Origin of the sequence: Novosphingobium sp. MMS21-SN21R (assembly GCF_031846015.1) — a bacterium.
Classification (GTDB): domain Bacteria; phylum Pseudomonadota; class Alphaproteobacteria; order Sphingomonadales; family Sphingomonadaceae; genus Novosphingobium.
This window is the reverse complement of record NZ_JAVRDU010000001.1, coordinates 1770878-1786255: the sequence shown is the minus strand read 5'-3', so window position 1 is coordinate 1786255 and position 15378 is coordinate 1770878. Positions and strand designations below refer to the sequence as shown.

17 protein-coding genes and 2 tRNA genes are annotated in these 15378 nt (G+C 62.9%); 7 read left to right on the top strand and 12 right to left on the bottom strand.

Features of this window, described 5'->3' with window-relative positions; all coding sequences use genetic code 11:
• Positions 1-75 precede the first annotated feature (75 nt).
• On the top strand, positions 76-450 hold the full coding sequence (locus RM192_RS08635; RefSeq protein WP_311507132.1) for a hypothetical protein: 375 nt from the start codon (positions 76-78) through the stop codon (positions 448-450).
• Here the strand turns inward: RM192_RS08635 and RM192_RS08630 are convergent.
• The 3 genes from RM192_RS08630 to thiE form a co-directional block, all read right to left on the bottom strand.
• Positions 447-2396 carry an OPT family oligopeptide transporter gene (locus RM192_RS08630; protein WP_311507131.1) on the bottom strand — a complete coding sequence of 650 codons (1950 nt, stop codon included), beginning with the start codon at positions 2394-2396 and terminating at the stop codon, positions 447-449. The genes RM192_RS08635 and RM192_RS08630 overlap by 4 nt on opposite strands.
• Positions 2397-2463: 67 nt before the next feature.
• Positions 2464-3588: a L,D-transpeptidase family protein gene (locus tag RM192_RS08625; protein WP_311507130.1), complete on the bottom strand. Its 1125-nt coding sequence runs from the start codon at positions 3586-3588 to the stop codon at positions 2464-2466.
• Positions 3589-3650: 62 nt separating this feature from the next.
• Positions 3651-4289, bottom strand: a complete 639-nt coding sequence (thiE, locus tag RM192_RS08620; RefSeq protein ID WP_311507129.1) for a thiamine phosphate synthase — start codon at positions 4287-4289, stop codon at positions 3651-3653.
• Positions 4290-4383: 94 nt separating this feature from the next.
• On the opposite strand from thiE, the gene RM192_RS08615 reads away from it, so the two are divergent.
• Positions 4384-4752: a hypothetical protein gene (locus RM192_RS08615; RefSeq protein WP_311507128.1), complete on the top strand. Its 369-nt coding sequence runs from the start codon at positions 4384-4386 to the stop codon at positions 4750-4752.
• 68 nt (positions 4753-4820) lie between these two features.
• Here the strand turns inward: RM192_RS08615 and RM192_RS08610 are convergent, their stop codons facing one another.
• The 5 genes from RM192_RS08610 to tkt all read right to left on the bottom strand — a co-directional run bounded on the left by RM192_RS08610 (position 4821) and on the right by tkt (position 10585).
• Positions 4821-5726: a fructose bisphosphate aldolase gene (locus RM192_RS08610; protein ID WP_311507127.1), complete on the bottom strand. Its 906-nt coding sequence runs from the start codon at positions 5724-5726 to the stop codon at positions 4821-4823.
• Between the two features lie 176 nt (positions 5727-5902).
• Positions 5903-7090 carry a phosphoglycerate kinase gene (locus tag RM192_RS08605; protein ID WP_311507126.1) on the bottom strand — a complete coding sequence of 396 codons (1188 nt, stop codon included), beginning with the start codon at positions 7088-7090 and terminating at the stop codon, positions 5903-5905.
• The gene (locus RM192_RS08600) at positions 7087-7557 is read right to left on the bottom strand and encodes an MOSC domain-containing protein (protein ID WP_311507125.1); all 471 of its coding nucleotides are present in this window, start codon (positions 7555-7557) and stop codon (positions 7087-7089) included. The genes RM192_RS08605 and RM192_RS08600 overlap by 4 nt, the downstream gene beginning before the upstream one ends.
• A 12-nt stretch (positions 7558-7569) precedes the next feature.
• Complete coding sequence (gene gap, locus RM192_RS08595; RefSeq protein WP_311507124.1) at positions 7570-8577, bottom strand: type I glyceraldehyde-3-phosphate dehydrogenase; 1008 nt, start codon at positions 8575-8577, stop codon at positions 7570-7572.
• Positions 8578-8596: 19 nt separating this feature from the next.
• Positions 8597-10585, bottom strand: a complete 1989-nt coding sequence (gene tkt, locus RM192_RS08590) for a transketolase (RefSeq protein WP_311507123.1) — start codon at positions 10583-10585, stop codon at positions 8597-8599.
• A gap of 212 nt (positions 10586-10797) precedes the next feature.
• On the opposite strand from tkt, the gene RM192_RS08585 reads away from it, so the two are divergent.
• The 4 genes from RM192_RS08585 (at position 10798) to RM192_RS08570 (ending at position 12369) form a co-directional block, all read left to right on the top strand.
• Positions 10798-11004 carry a hypothetical protein gene (locus tag RM192_RS08585; protein ID WP_311507122.1) on the top strand — a complete coding sequence of 69 codons (207 nt, stop codon included), beginning with the start codon at positions 10798-10800 and terminating at the stop codon, positions 11002-11004.
• Positions 11001-11348 carry a cell division protein ZapA gene (locus RM192_RS08580; protein WP_311507121.1) on the top strand — a complete coding sequence of 116 codons (348 nt, stop codon included), beginning with the start codon at positions 11001-11003 and terminating at the stop codon, positions 11346-11348. The genes RM192_RS08585 and RM192_RS08580 overlap by 4 nt, the downstream gene beginning before the upstream one ends.
• Positions 11349-11551: 203 nt before the next feature.
• The gene (locus tag RM192_RS08575) at positions 11552-12154 is read left to right on the top strand and encodes a 5-formyltetrahydrofolate cyclo-ligase (protein ID WP_311507120.1); all 603 of its coding nucleotides are present in this window, start codon (positions 11552-11554) and stop codon (positions 12152-12154) included.
• Complete coding sequence (locus RM192_RS08570; protein ID WP_311507119.1) at positions 12151-12369, top strand: DUF2842 domain-containing protein; 219 nt, start codon at positions 12151-12153, stop codon at positions 12367-12369. The genes RM192_RS08575 and RM192_RS08570 overlap by 4 nt, the downstream gene beginning before the upstream one ends.
• A gap of 57 nt (positions 12370-12426) precedes the next feature.
• Here the strand turns inward: RM192_RS08570 and RM192_RS08565 are convergent.
• Both RM192_RS08565 and RM192_RS08560 read right to left on the bottom strand, forming a co-directional pair.
• Positions 12427-12503, bottom strand: a tRNA-Asp gene (locus RM192_RS08565).
• 128 nt (positions 12504-12631) lie between these two features.
• A tRNA-Asp gene (locus tag RM192_RS08560) sits at positions 12632-12708 on the bottom strand.
• 168 nt (positions 12709-12876) lie between these two features.
• On the opposite strand from RM192_RS08560, the gene RM192_RS08555 reads away from it, so the two are divergent.
• Positions 12877-13347: a hypothetical protein gene (locus tag RM192_RS08555; RefSeq protein ID WP_311507118.1), complete on the top strand. Its 471-nt coding sequence runs from the start codon at positions 12877-12879 to the stop codon at positions 13345-13347.
• Between the two features lie 4 nt (positions 13348-13351).
• On the opposite strand, the gene RM192_RS08550 is transcribed toward RM192_RS08555, so the two are convergent.
• On the bottom strand, positions 13352-13924 hold the full coding sequence (locus RM192_RS08550) for a YdeI/OmpD-associated family protein (protein WP_311507117.1): 573 nt from the start codon (positions 13922-13924) through the stop codon (positions 13352-13354).
• A 26-nt stretch (positions 13925-13950) separates the two neighbouring features.
• Positions 13951-15375: a dihydrolipoamide acetyltransferase family protein gene (locus tag RM192_RS08545; RefSeq protein ID WP_311507116.1), complete on the bottom strand. Its 1425-nt coding sequence runs from the start codon at positions 15373-15375 to the stop codon at positions 13951-13953.
• Positions 15376-15378 lie beyond the last annotated feature (3 nt).

Genomic DNA, 15378 nt, shown 5'->3' with positions numbered 1-15378 from the left:
GCACGAGGCGAAGCGCGGCCCTTAGCCGCTCGTGGCCGTTGCTTCAAGCGGGCGTCGCGTGCTAGCGCAAATTCGATGAAGCGCGCGATATGCATCCTTGCCCTGATCGGCCTCGCGGCCCCGGCCTACGCCGTTCCCGGCGGCAAGCTCGGCGTTCTGCCCCAAGGGTCCTGGACCTGCGAAATTCCGGGCGATGCAACGGTCATGCCTGTGGCAAAGCCCGAGGCCAGTTTCGCTATCGTGCCCGATTCCAACTATGTTGCGCCCGACGGTTCGCGCGGGTCGTATCTGCTATTGGCGGAAAGCGTGACGCTCACCAGCGGCGTGTTCTCCGGTCGCCGCTTCATCATGGACGGCAGCGAAATCATGCGGGAACTCGGTCAGGGCGACGCACCGTCCGGCCTGCGCTGCGTGCACGCAGGGCCGGTCAACATTGCAACGCCGGGTTAAGCGGACTTCCCGTCCCGCCGCATACGCCAATAGGCATAAGCGACGATGCCGCCAAACACCGCCACGCCCAGCGGCAAGCTCGCGCCGAACCCATCAACCACTGCCAGCGCGTCGGGATTGTCTGTTGCTGCAACAATTGCCGCATAGGCGATGTTGAACAGGCTATCGCCCACGATCAGGCCGGTCGCCGTCAACACGCCCATGCGCTCGGCAAGGTCAGGCGCTGACTGGCGCGAGGCCCAGCGGTTGTAGAGGTGGCCCAGCACCGCACCGACAATCACCAGCATCGTCACCTGCGTCGGCAGATACATGCCCATGCCCACGGCAAGTGGCGGCAGCGAGCCGCGCCCTGTACGTTTGAGCAATTCGTCGACCAGGACGACTCCTGCCCCAATCGCCGCGCCAAGGCCGACAAGGTTCCAGTCGAGGCTGCCACCGAGCACCCCTTGCGCAATCGCAGAAATCAGCGCGGCTTGCGGTGCGGAAAGTGCATTTTCGCCCGCTCCCGGTGCGCCCTGAAATCCAAACGTCGAGTTGAGGAGATCGAGGATTGGCGGGATCACCAGCGCTCCGAAGATCACGCCCAGCACCAAAGCGATCTGTTGCCGCCACGGCGTTGCACCCACCAGTTGCCCGGTCTTGAGATCCTGCAGATTGTCGTTCGAGATCGTGGCGACGCCAAACACGATGGCCGTGACGAACAGCGCGAAGGCGACCAGCGCCTTGGTATCCTCCTCGCTCCCACCCTGTCCGAACAGGGCCAGAAGGAGCAGCGAGATGCCCAGTGCAGCAAGAATGCCGACGCCCGAAATCGGGCTGTTCGACGCGCCGATGAGGCCGGCCATGTAACCGCAGACTGAGGCAATCACGATCCCGGCAACCAACACGTAGATCACCGAAGCGATGAGCGTCATGCCAAGCGCGCCCGCTACCGGGCCGCCAACGGCAAAGTCTGCCAGCAGCAGCGCAATGGGGATCATCGATAACAGGATAGTGCCGCCGACGATGCCGATGGGCAGGTCGCGCTCGGTCAGCGCAAGGCTTTCGATGCCCTGTCCTTTGCGCGCCTTGTTGGCGGCGAGTGCTGCCGTCACGCCCCGCACAATAGGTCCGATCACGCGCAGCAGCGTCCAGATCGCAGCGACGCCGATGGTGCCCGCGCCGATGAATCGGATCTTCTGACGGAACACGGTGCCGACGAAATCGGCAAACTCTGTTCCGACAGGCGGGCCACCCGCAGTGAACTGGGGCAGGAGGAAACCGAAGCTGATGATGATGCCAACCAGCATGGCAAGGCCCACCGCGATGCCGACGAGATGACCCACGCCGACAAGCGCGAGCGACAGGCCGCCGAACAGCATAGAACCGCCAGTCCCGACCTTGAACACCCCGCCCACTTCCTCAGCCGCCAATTTCATCTTGGCCAGCAAGGGATAGAACGCGGCGAGCAATCCGCCAGCGGTCACCGCAGCAAGACCCTTGCGGTTCTCCTCCTCGCCGCCGACGCCCGCGCCGACTTTCAGCACTTCAGCGGCGGCGACGCCTTCGGGATAGGGTAGGTCCGACCCGGTCACCAGCGCGCGGCGCAGCGGGACAGAGTACATCACGCCAAGAATGCCGCCGACCGCGATGACCGCAACCGACTCCCAATAAGGAAAATCCGCCCACCATCCGACCATGACGAGGCCCGGCAGAACGAATACGATTGCCGAAAGCGTGCCCGCCGAACTTGCGATGGTCTGGACAATGTTGTTTTCTTGGATCGTCGTCCCGGAAAACGCCCGCAGGACAGCCATGGATATGACAGCAGCAGGAATGGAGGTCGCAAAGGTCAGTCCGATACGCAGACCGAGATAGACGTTGGCCGCGGTGAACACGACCGTGAGCAGTGCGCCGAGGATAACCCCGCGAACAGTCAGTTCCCTCGGGCTTGCAGTTCCAGTCATGCCCCACTCCGTCCTGTGTTCGTCATCGCGCTTGTCTGGCACGCAACGCAGCACGTGGGAAGGGCGATCAGCTTACAAACGAAACCTTCGTCGAGCTATCCACCATCTGGGCGAGCCGCGCCGCATCCCAGTTGGTCAAGCGCACGCAGCCGTGGCTTTGTGCGCGCCCGATCGTCTGCGGCTCGGGCGTGCCATGAATGCCGTAATGCTCTTTCGACAGGTCGATCCAGACGACTCCGACCGGCCCGTTCGGCCCCGGCGGCAACAAATGCTCGCCCTTGCTGTCTGGAACGTCCCAGAACAGGCTCGCGTCGTAGCTGAACTGCGGGTTGTAGGACGTGCCATAGATTTTCCAGTTGCCAAGTGGCAGCGGGTCTTTCGATGATCCGGTGGTCACGGTGAACAGCGCGACCAGTTTGTCCGCCTTGTCGAACGCCTTGAGTGTGCCGCCCTTCTTGCTGACGACAATGCGCGCGACCTTCGGCTGCGCAGATCCTACGCCGAGGCTGGTCAGCGTGGCGAGCCAGCCTTTGTCCTTGACGGTTGCGCCGTCGATTGCGTCACCGCCGACATTGGGCACGCGGATTTTCTGTCCGGCCTGGTAATTTACCGGAAGTGGCGTGGCAGCAGCATCCGAAGGTTGCGGCGCAGGCTGTCCGGCTTGCGGGTTCAGCGCCCGAAGCACTTCAGGGGTCGTGTGGAACCGTTCAGCGAGCTTTTCCTCAAGCGTCGCGTAACCCAACGACGGCAATTTGGCTTGTGCCGCCGCATCTTTCGGCAAAGTCGCGAACGGACCGCGTGCGAAATCCTCGGGGATATTCACGACACGCGTGGCAGCAATGTTCGACCAGCGGCCGAGCGCTTGCATAGTCGCCGGATCAAGCTTTCCCGTAACCGGCAGTGCGTTCGCTTCCTGGAAGCCTTCGACGGCGTTGGTCGTCGAAAGGCCCTCCTTGCCGTCGATCACCCCTGGCGCAAAGCCCAACCGTTCCAGGACCACCTGCGCCTGCATCAGCGGACGGGCGACATCATCCGTCTCGCCGGGTTGGCCCGGAGCAGGATCGCGCGCGGCGAGCGGGTCACCCGAAACCGCCTCACCTGCCGGCTCGCTCGGTGACGGCTGCTTGGTTTCTGATTGGCAGGCCGAGAGGGAGATCAGAACGAGCGCGGCTACTGCGGTGTGGCGAAACATCTTGGCTCCCGGAAACACTATCCGGTCAGAACCCGCATGAACCCCTGCCGGTTCCCGTCAGGTCAGTCCGATCCGCGAGGATTTGCGCGAATGGCCTCGTGGAACGCAAGAATGGCAGCCGCTTCGTCGCCGCCCCACACGGCATTGCTGACCGCGATGAAGTCAGCGCCTGCCTGCACCAGCGGCCCACAGTTTTCCGGCGTTATCCCACCGATTGCCACGCAAGGCAGTTCAAAGATGCCCTGCCACCATTCCAGCAGATCCACCCCTGCCACATGCTTGGTTTCCTTGGTAGACGAAGGGAAGAACGCACCAAACGCGACGTAATCGGCACCAGCTTCGCCCGCAGCCATCGCAAGGTGGCGGCTGTCATGGCAGGTCACGCCGATCTGGGCATCGCGGCCAAGCCGCTCACGGGCCTCGCCCACATCGCCGTCATCCTGCCCCAGATGCACACCGTCAGCCCCGAGACGCTTGGCGAGGCTGACCGAGTCATTGATGATGAACGCCACCTCGCGTTCTGCGCAAATCTTCTGCAATGGCTCGGCAAGTTTGGCGGCAGCATGATCGTCGAGACCCTTCACCCGGAACTGGAATGCGGCGACGGGGCCAGCGTCGAGCGCGCGGGCCAGACGGTCGGGGAATGGCCCGGTCACATCGAGCGGGGAGATCAGGTAAAGTTCGCTTGCAAGATCGGTCATGCTGCGCCCCTTATCCGCACCAGCGCTTCGCGGCAATCGCCTTGGCCATTCGCGCATTCGGGAGCGGTTCAGGTGGCTCGCGCATTGTACCGCCATGAAACACACCACACCCCTGTTTGCAGCCCTCCCCGCGTTGTTGCTTTCGGCCTGCACCGTCATTCCGCAGCCTGCTGCCGACGGATTTGCCCGGATCGGGCAAACCACCCGCGTCGGCGCGGTGAAGCTCAGGCCGGAACGCGTGGTCGAGGACAGCCGCTGTCCGATGAACGCCCGCTGCGTCTGGGCCGGGCGCGTGACTGTCGAGTCGACGGTGTGGCAAGGCGGAACCCCGCAACTGCGCCGTTATACGCTCGGCGAGCCTGCCAGCGACGGCATCATGCTCGATACGGTAGAGCCGGGAAGGATGACCGACACGGTGCTGGCGCCTGCCGATTATCGCCTGCATTTCAGCTTGCAGTCGTGAATCAAAACGCCCCGCCCCGGCTTTTGCCGGGTGCGGGGCGTGCCTTTGCCGTCCTCTCAAACGGGTAATCAGGCCGGAACAGCGCTCTTTTGCGTCGATCCGGTGTAAATCTGGTCGATGGCTCCTGCCAGTTCGGCGTCGAATTCAGCGTCGGTCATCTGGTGCCGCAGGTCTTCGAGCAGCGCGCGGCTGAAGCTGGCGATGATACCGGTGTTCTTGGCAAGCTCGGCGCAAGCTTCTGGGCGCTTGAAGCCACCCGACAACGCGACCACGCGCAGCACCTTGGGGTGCGACACGAGCGGATCGAAAGTGCACGGCGCAACCGGGAGCGACAGCTTGAGCATGACCTGCGTGCCATCGGGCAGCGCGTCGAGCGCCTTGAGGATTTCCTCGAGCAGGATTGTGTCGCACTCGGCGCGGGTGGCCGACTTGATGTTCACTTCTGGTTCGATGATCGGCATCATGCCATGGCTGAGGACCTGCTTGCCCACTTCGAACTGCTGCGCGACCACGGCGGCAATGCCATCGCGGTTCGCCGAGTTGATGACCGAGCGCTCCTTGGTGCCATAGACTCCAAGTGCCTTCGAGCGGGTGAGCAATTCGTCCAGCGTCGGCATCGGCTTCATCAGCTGCACGCCATTCACCTCGTCCTCAAGACCCTTGTCGATCTTGATGAAGGGCACGACACCCTTTTCGATCAGCGCAGCGGGCACACCCTTGCCATCGACCGTACCGTCCATGGTGCGTTCAAACAGGATCGCGCCGATGACCTTTTCGCCATGAAACGCGTCCGAACGGATGATGCGGGCGCGCATATCGTGGATCAGGCCGAACATTTCCTCTTCGGTGGTCCAGGCGTCTTCGGTGACGCCGTAACCCGCCAGAGCCTTGGGGGTCGAGCCGCCCGACTGGTCGAGTGCGGCAATGAAGCCGTTGCCTGAAGCCATCTTCGCGGTCATTTCGGTCGTGTTCATCAGCCCGTCCTGTATCTTGCCCGAAGCCCGGAATACCGGCTCCGCATACCTATGCGCGAATGCGCCATAAAAAGACGCCGCGAGCGATTCGTCCGGCGTCGGATCAATGGCGCATACCTATGCGAGGTCACGCCATAATAAGGCGCGTGCCGCAGTGCAACACGCGCCTGAAAAAATTATACCTGCAGCGCAGCGACGCCGGGAAGTTCCTTGCCTTCCATCCATTCAAGGAAAGCGCCGCCCGCGGTAGAGACGTAGGAGAAATCAGCCGCAACGCCAGCATGATTGAGCGCGGCAACAGTATCACCGCCACCGGCGACCGAGACCAACGAACCTTCCTTGGTCAGCGCTGCTGCAGTGCGGGCAAGCGCGACCGTGGCCGTATCGAACGGTTCAGTCTCGAAAGCACCCATCGGGCCATTCCACACCAGTGTGCGGCAGGTCTTGAGCACATCGCCAAGCGCTTCCACCGCAGTTGGCCCGACGTCGAGGATCATCTCGTCCGCAGCAACTTCGTGCACGTTGCAGGTGCGCAAGCTTGGCGGATTGGCGGCAAATTCCTTCGAGACGACGACGTCATATGGCAGATGCACGGTGCAGCCTGCCTTGTCCGCGTTTTCGAGAATTTCATCGGCGGTGCTGGTCAGGTCATGCTCGCACAGCGACTTTCCCACGTTCACACCGCGCGCGGCGAGGAAGGTGTTTGCCATACCGCCACCGATGATCAGGTGATCGACCTTGCCGACGAGGTGCTTCAGCACATCGAGCTTGGTCGAAACCTTGGCTCCGCCAACCACGGCAGCAACGGGATGTTCGGGCTTGCCCAACGCCTTTTCGAGCGCAGTCAGTTCGGCTTGCATCGCGCGGCCCGCATAGGCCGGAAGAACATGGGCCAGACCCTCGGTCGAAGCGTGGGCACGGTGCGCTGCCGAAAACGCATCGTTGACGTAAATGTCGCCAAGGCTGGCGAAGCGCTCGACCACGGCGGGGTCGTTCTTTTCCTCGCCGCCGAAGAAGCGGGTGTTTTCCATCACGGCAATGCTACCGGGGGCGAGCGCTGCTACGGCAGCCTTGTCGCCTTCCCAGTCGATGTAGCTTACAGGGCGGCCCAGCACGCCCGAGAGAGGCGCGGCCAGCTTCTTGAGCGAAAACTCTTCCGATGGCTGACCCTTGGGACGACCGAAGTGGGCGAGGACGAGCACCTTTGCGCCCTTGTCAGCCAGTTCGCAAAGCGTGGCGACGGTGGCGCGCAGGCGTGTGTCGTCGGTAACGACGCCGTCCGCCATCGGCACATTGAGATCCTCGCGGACAAGCACGGTCTTGCCGGTCAGATCGCCGAGATCGTCCAGTGTCTTGAAGCTCATTCCTCGATCCTCACTTGGTCACCGATGGCAATCTCGCCATCGGTCAGGACCCGGCCAAGCACACCGCCGCGCCAATCGGGCAGCAGCGCGGCTTTGAGACCGGGCAGGATTTCGTCCATGCGGCTGCATGGATCGCATTCGCAGGTGACTTCTATGCGAAGGCTCGCGCCGATGGCGATGACTTTTCCCGCCTCGCGCGGCAGGCGCAGGCCTTCGACGAGAAGATTGGCCCGGCGCACATGCCACGGCAGCAGGCGGTCGGCGCTGAGGTGCAGATCGGCAAGTGCCGCGTTCCAGCTTTCAGCCTCGATCAGCGAAACCTGTCGGCGCCCGGTCTTGCCAGGACGGACAGCACCGCGCAGGTCACCGCGAAGCCCAAGTTCGCGCGTAACCGCAACATGATCGAGCGTCTCGATCGGCCCGCGCGACCTGCTGTGCCGTGCAATTCCGCCGAGACGCCCGCTCATTCGCTCAGTTCCTCAGAGGAACTTCGCCATCGCGCCCGCAGTGTCGAGCATGCGGTTGGAGAAGCCCCACTCGTTGTCGTACCACGAAAGCACGCGGACCAGCTTGCCTTCCAGCACGGCGGTTTCGAGGCTGTCGATGGTCGACGAGTGCGAATCGTGGTTGAAGTCGATCGAGACCAGCGGTTCGTCAGTGTAGCCCAGAACGCCCTTCAGAGCGCCTTCGGCTGCGGCCTTGAGCACGCCGTTGACTTCCTCAAGCGTGGTGTCGCGCTTTGGCGTGAAAGTCAGGTCGACGACCGAGACGTTCGGAGTCGGCACGCGGATCGACGAACCATCGAGCTTGCCCTTCAAATCGGGCAGAACTTCGCCCACTGCCACGGCAGCGCCGGTGCTGGTGGGGATCATGTTCATCGCCGCAGCGCGAGCGCGACGCGGATCGCTGTGGATCTGGTCGAGGATCTTCTGATCGTTGGTATACGAGTGGATCGTGGTCATCAGACCGCGCTCGATACCGATTGCTTCATGCAGAACCTTGGCCATCGGCGCGAGGCAGTTGGTGGTGCACGAAGCGTTCGAAACGATCTTGTGATCGGCGGTCAGCTTGTCGTCGTTTACGCCGAACACGACGGTGAGGTCGACGTTCTTGCCTGGGGCCGAGATCAGCACGCGCTTGGCGCCGGCGTCGAGATGCTTCTGGCCGCCTTCGCGCGTGGTGAAGAAGCCGGTGCATTCCATCGCGATGTCGATGCCGTTGGCAGCATGCGGCAGGTTGGCAGGGTCGCGCTCGGCAGTCACCTGGATGCGCTGGCCATTGACGATGAGGTCATTGCCATCAACCGAAACATCGCCCGAAAACGCTCCGTGTACGCTGTCGCGCTTGAACAACAGCGCGTTCGCCTTGGCATCGGCCAGATCGTTGATCGAAATGAGTTCGAGGCCGCAATCGGGCCGTTCGAGAATGGCGCGGGCCACATTGCGCCCGATGCGTCCGAAACCGTTGATTGCTACCTTGATCGCCATGCCAAGTTCTCCTGTTAAATTACGAAACCCGCGCGAGAATTTGCGGGACAATCTTTTCAGCCGTGAGACCGAAGTGGTCGAACAGCACGTCGGCAGGGGCCGATGCGCCGAAGGAATCGATACCGATGGTCAAGCCATCGCCGACATACTTATGCCAGCCCATCGTGACCCCCGCTTCTATCGAGACCTTGAGCGCGTCTGCAGGAAGCAGGTCAGCCTTGTAGGCCGCGTCCTGTTCGTCGAACAGTTCAAGGCAAGGTGCCGAAATCACGTCAGCGCCGATACCCTTGGCTTCAAGCGCGGCAGCCACGTCCTTGGCCAGCGCCACTTCCGAACCGGTTGCCACCAGCACGACCTTGCGCGCGGCTTCAGCGGTCACGAGACGGTAGGCACCCTGAGCGCTCTTCATCTCAGCGTCGAAGCGCACTGGCGGCAGGTTCTGGCGCGACAGCGCGAGGACCGAAGGACGGTTGCTGTTGGAGAGCGCCAGAGCCCAGGCTTCAGCGGTTTCAATGGCGTCGGCCGGGCGGAACACCAGCAGGTTCGGGATCATGCGCAAAGACATGACATGCTCGACCGGCTGGTGGGTCGGGCCGTCTTCGCCGAGGCCGATCGAATCGTGGGTGAGCACGTAGACGGCGCGTACGCGCTGCAACGCGGACATGCGGATAGCGTTGCGGCAATAGTCCGAGAAGATCAGGAACGTGCCGCCATACGGGACAATTCCTCCGTGCAGCGCCATGCCGTTCATCGCAGCGGCCATGCCGAATTCACGAATGCCGTAGTAGACGTGACGCCCAGCGTAGTCATTCGCCCCGAACGGCGTGGTCGACTTGGTCTTGGTCAGGTTCGAGCCGGTGAGATCGGCTGAGCCGCCGACCAATTCAGGCACGTTCGCAGTGAAGGCTTCCAGAGCCATCTCGCTCGACTTGCGGGTCGCGACCTTGGGCGGGTTGGCGATCAGCGACTGGATATAGGCGTCGTAGCCAGTCTCGGCCGGAAGCTCGCCCGACATGCGGCGCGCGAGTTCTGCGGCCTGCGGATTGGCAGCGGCGCGTGCGTCCCATGCGGCGCGGACAGACTTGCTGGACTCACCGGCAGCGCGCCAGTTGGCCAGAATGTCTGCCGGGATTTCAAACGGCGCCGACGTCCAGCCCAGATAGTCGCGCGCGGCGGCGATTTCGTCTGCACCCAGCGGCGCACCGTGGACGTTGTGTCCGCCCTGCTTGTTGGGCGCGCCCTTGCCGATGATGGTGCGGCAGGCGATCAGAGACGGGCGCGGATCGGCTTCGGCCTCGGCCAGCGCACGAGCGATGTCGGCAAAGTCATGCCCGTCACACGAAGCAACGTGCCACCCGCTGGCGGTGTAGCGGGCGAGAATGTCTTCACTGGTCGACAGCGAGGTATCGCCATCGATGGTGATCTTGTTGTCGTCCCACAGGACGTTGAGGCGGCCAAGCTTCATCGTTCCGGCCAGGCCGATGGCCTCGTGGTTGATGCCTTCCATCAAGCAGCCGTCACCGGCGACGACCCAGGTCTTGTGATCGACCAGATCGTTGCCGAACTGCGCATTGAGGTGGCGTTCAGCCATCGCCATGCCGACGGCCATGGCAAGACCCTGCCCCAGAGGGCCAGTGGTGCACTCGACGCCGTCGATCAGGAAGTTTTCGGGGTGTCCGGCACAGACGCTATCAAGCTGACGGAACTTGCGGATGTCATCCATCGTCGGGCTTTCATATCCCGTGAGGTGGAGCAGCGCGTAAATCAGCATCGAGCCGTGTCCGGCCGAAAGCACGAAGCGATCACGGTCGGACCAGTTCGGGGCGGCGGGATCATGCTTGAGGAACTGGGTCCACAGGACGGTGGCGACATCGGCCATGCCCATAGGCATGCCAGGATGTCCGGAATTGGCGGCCTGAACCGCATCCATGGCGAGCGCGCGGATCGCATTGGCCATGGGAGCCAGCGTTTCCTTGTTGCGCACCAGCGCACCCGTATCCCGTGTCATGCCTGCAAAAAGCCCTTCTCTGCCGTGCGGCCAGACTGGGCCGTGATCACGATTCCCGATGATTCGGAGCGGGGCCTCTTTGGTCACGCAGGCCCGCACGGTCAAGGCTGGGGGTGGGGCGATTAGCGGCGCAATGCGATTGTCAGCGTTGTCTATTGAGATCGAGCGCCTTGCGGTTGCGATAAGCGGCCAATGTGGTAGCGTTCGTGCCCATGGCGACTGAAGCATTGAATGGCGCGTTGGACCGGCTCGAACAGGCGCTCACGCGCGTGGAAACGGCGGTCACGCAGAAGAACGGCTCCGATGGCGAGGCCGACGAGGCACTGGCGATCCTGAAAGTGCGGCATCGCAAGCTTAAGGACACGGTTGCGCAGGAATTGCGCCAGCTGGATCTGCTTCTGGCGGGGCTCCCCAAATGAGCAATGTGAACCTGCCGATAGGTGGCCGGAACTTCGCCGTATCCTGCGCCGAGGGCGAGGAAACGCATATCGAGATGCTGGGCCGCATGGTCGAGGAACGCACCCGCAAGATGAGCGGGGCGCAGAGCGAGACCCGCATGTTGCTGTTTGCCGCCCTTATGCTGGCCGACGAATTGCACGATGCCCACCGGCAGGCACCTGCATCAGCCAGCCCGGTCGAGCCGATTGCACAGGCAACTCCTGCCCCCGAAATTGACGATGCCATCATCGCGCGCGTCAACGCCCTGGCCGAGCGGCTGGAAAAACTTGGCGCAGCCCTTGAGCAAGGACCCGTAAGCGCCTAAATAGACAGGCGACGGACCTGCCCGGCACGAGCCGCATGAATATCCCTGAGGCTATAAGCAATCCAAGGGGGCTGCCCCTGCCTGGGACCCTGGTCCCGGGTAAGCGGTCCCCACCTGACGTCGAGGCGTCAGAGGATTTTCCGAGCTAACGACCCATGGTGGGCCCGTCACCCCTCCCCCCGCAATCCGACCAGGAGCATGGCTTGGACCTGACCGATGCAGAAGCCAAAGCCGGCCTGCGCAAAGACCTGCGGGCACGGCGAAAGACCCATGTGGCCGCGCTCGATGCCCGCTTCATGGCCCTGATGTTCAAGCGTCCGCCATCACCGGTTACGGCGCTGGTGCCCCCAGGCGCAACAGTGGCGGTCTATGTTGCGGCACCGGATGAAGCGCCCACGCTTGCATACGCGCAGCACTTCCACGAAGCGGGGCACAAGATCGCGCTGCCGTGGTTCGAAAACCGCAATTCGCCAATGACGTTTCGGGAATGGGTCTCGCCGTGGCTCGACGACATTCTCGTGCCGGGACCGTGGTCGGGAATCGTGCAGCCCGGTGCCGACGCACCCGAGATCGTGCCCGATGTTCTGTTTGTGCCGCTGGTGGGCTTCACCGCAGATGGCGCGCGATTGGGCCAGGGTGGCGGGCACTATGACCGCTGGTTGGAGGCACATCCGGGCGCGCTGCCGATAGGTCTCGCATGGGATTGCCAACTGGCGGGCGACCTGCCCCGTGAGGCGCATGACTGGCCCCTGCACGCCGTGGTAACGCCAACACGAATCTACGGTCCCTGGGAGGCGCAGGAATGAAGCAGGATTATCAACCGACATGGCGCAAGCCGGTGGGCATTCTGTTGCTGGTGGCGGCGCTGGCCATCTATGCTTTTGGCGTCGCGTCATTGGCGGGCGTGATCGGCGGCTGGCACGTGCTCGTGCAGACGCTCGTTTATATCGTACTGGGCACCGTCTGGCTGCTGCCGCTGCGGCGCTTCCTGATCTGGATGGAAACCGGCCGCTGGGGCTGAGGCCAAGCTTTAACGCTCGCCCGCAATAGTTTGGATTATAGGGAAAATTCCCCAAGGTGGCGCGAGTGACGGGACTTGAACCCGCGACCCTCGGCGTGACAGGCCGATACTCTAACCAACTGAGCTACACCCGCTCGCCCCTTGGGGAGCCGCGCCTCTATGGCAGGTCGTTCGGGCTGTCAACACAATGGGCCAAGGAATTTTTTCTGCGGCGTGCAAGCAAAGAAAAAGGCGCCCGGAGGCGCCTTTTTTATCTTCCCAATGGCGCGAGTGACGGGACTTGAACCCGCGACCCTCGGCGTGACAGGCCGATACTCTAACCAACTGAGCTACACCCGCTCACCCTTGGGAGCGCCGCCTCTATGACAGCGGCACAGGGCTGTCAACGCTGTTCGTGCAGCATTTTGCAGTCCTCGCAAAAAACATGGTTTCGCGCCGTTAACCACGCTTTAGCGCTTGTTTGCGACAAGACTGCTGCATGCAAGGTTCGCGTGCGGGGGCATATCCATGGTAGCACGTTCGATTGTTCTGGGCGCAAGCAGCGCGGTGGCCCTTTGCACCCCGATGACAGCCCAGGCGGCTGACGCCGTGCGCTTTGCCAGCGACGTATTTGTCGAACGCTTCGTCAGCGCTCCGGGGGGCCGGTCTGCCCGCGTCCTTGAACGCGCCGAACGCTTGCGCCCCGGTGACCGCGTGATATTCGTGGTGAACTGGACAGTACAGCGCGGCCGCGAATTCACCGTGACCAATCCGATGCCGCGTTCGGTCGCGTTTCAACGGAGCGTCGATGGCAAACAGGAAGTCTCGGTCGATGGCGGGCGCAACTGGGGCCGGATGGAAGACCTGACCGTGCGCGATTCAGGCGGCGATTTGCGCATGGCGACGCCTGAGGACGTCACCCACTTGCGCTGGCGCGTGCCCGGCACACAGGCGCAGCGCGGTAGCGGCCAACTGACCTATCGCGGCGTGGTGCGCTGACCGGTCAGCACTTCTGATACTTCCAGTTGCGGTGCTTGCCCTCGCCGATCCATTCCACCGACTGCGCGATGCGCTTGTCGCGCGTGGCATCTGTTTTCGCTTCGGCGACCCATTCAATGTATTCGCGGCGATAGCCTGCCGGCATGGCCTCGAACCGTTCAACCAGCCCAGACCCAGCAAGGGCCTCCGCGAACGGTTGTGGCATTGTCGGCACCGGCTTCGGGGCAGCCTTTTCAGGCGATGCCGCAGGCTTGGCCAGCCGCTCGACCGCAGCGCGGATTTTTCCCTCCAGTTCGTCAACAGGCGGCAGATCCTCAACCGATTTGATCTGACGGAATTTGCCCGTGCCGCCAGCCTGTTCGTCGTGATGGAAGAAAATCGACACGTGCTTCTTGAACGCCGCCATGCCTGCCATGTTGCGGCCAGCCAGCGTGAAATGCGGCATGCCCCATTTGATTGCCTCCTCACATTCCGGGACGATGCGATGCACCGCCGCACGGAAATGTTCGAGGATCGGTCGGGCGAAGTCACCTGCCTTGGCAATATGATCGTCGATGCGGGATTCGAATTGGGGCACCTGGACCTCCGAACCTCAGCTGACCATCACTCCGCCAGCAACAGCACAGGCGTCTCGATCAGCTTCCTCACTGCCTGAACAAAGCTTGCCGCATCGTGCCCGTCAACCACGCGGTGATCGCAGCTGATCGAGATGTTCATCAGCTTGCGCTTTTCGATCCGCTCACCGCCCATGCCGTCCGGGACGAACATCGGACGTTCGACGATGCGGTTCGGGCCGATGATGGCGACTTCCGGACGGTTGATCACCGGGGTCGTAGCGATACCGCCTAGCGGTCCGAGCGAGGTAATCGTCAACGTTGAGCCGGACAGTTCATCGGACTTGGCCGAACCACTGCGCGCCGCCTCGGCAAGACGGACGATCTCGCGCGCAAGTTGCCACAAGTTAAGGCTTTGCGCGTTGCGGATCACCGGGACCATGAGGCCCGCTGGCGTCTGCGCGGCCATGCCCAGATGGACCGCCCCATAACGCGTGACCACACCGGCTTCGTCATCATACCGGGCGTTGATCATGGGGAATTGCGGCAGGGCGCGACAGATTGCGGTGATCAGCAGCGGAAGCAGCGTCAGCTTGGGTTTGTCACCACGGCTGGCATTGAGTTGCTCGCGCATCAGTTCAAGCGCCGTGACATCACATTCCTCGACATAGGAGAAGTGCGGGATGTTGCGCTTGGACGCGGCCATGTTCTCGGCAATGCGGCGTCGCATGCCGATAACCTTGATCGTCTCGTCACCGCGCTCGGCGCCCGCTGCGCGGTAGCCGCCCGTGGCATTGTAGGCGAGGAACTGATCGAGGTCGGCGTGGCGGATACGCCCTTCCTCGGACGGGCGGACTTCGGACAGATCTATGCCCAGATCGTGCGCGCGCTGGCGGACCGCCGGGCTAGCGAGGACTTTCGCGCCAGACTTCGGGGCAGGCCTTGGCGCAGGGGCTGGGGCTGGGGCTGGGGCTGGCGCGCGCGCTACGACAGGTTCAGCACGAACGGATGTGCGGAGTGGAGCGGCTTTCGATGCCTCTGTGGTGCTTTCAGCCGAAGGCTCATCAGGCTCCACGGGGTCAGATCGATCAGCAAAATCCGTTCGTCCTGAGCTTGTCGAAGGACCCGCGCTGACCTCGACATTGGCTACGTCGCCGGCGTCGGGCGTCTCCGCGTCGATGCGCTGGGTTACGGCCTCTGCCTTGGGAGCGGGCGCTGCTGCCTCCCCTTCCCCCTCGGTCTCGATCACCACCAGCGCCGAGCCGATGGCGATGACATCACCAACTTCCCCCGCCACCTGAACGACGATGCCCGAGACCGGGCTTTCCATCTCGACAGTGGCCTTGTCGGTCATCATGTCGGCGACGCGGTCGTCTTCCTCGATGCGATCACCGATCTTGACATGCCACGCAACGATTTCAGCCTCTGCGATGCCTTCGCCGATATCGGGCAAGCGGAATGTATAGGTTCCCATGGC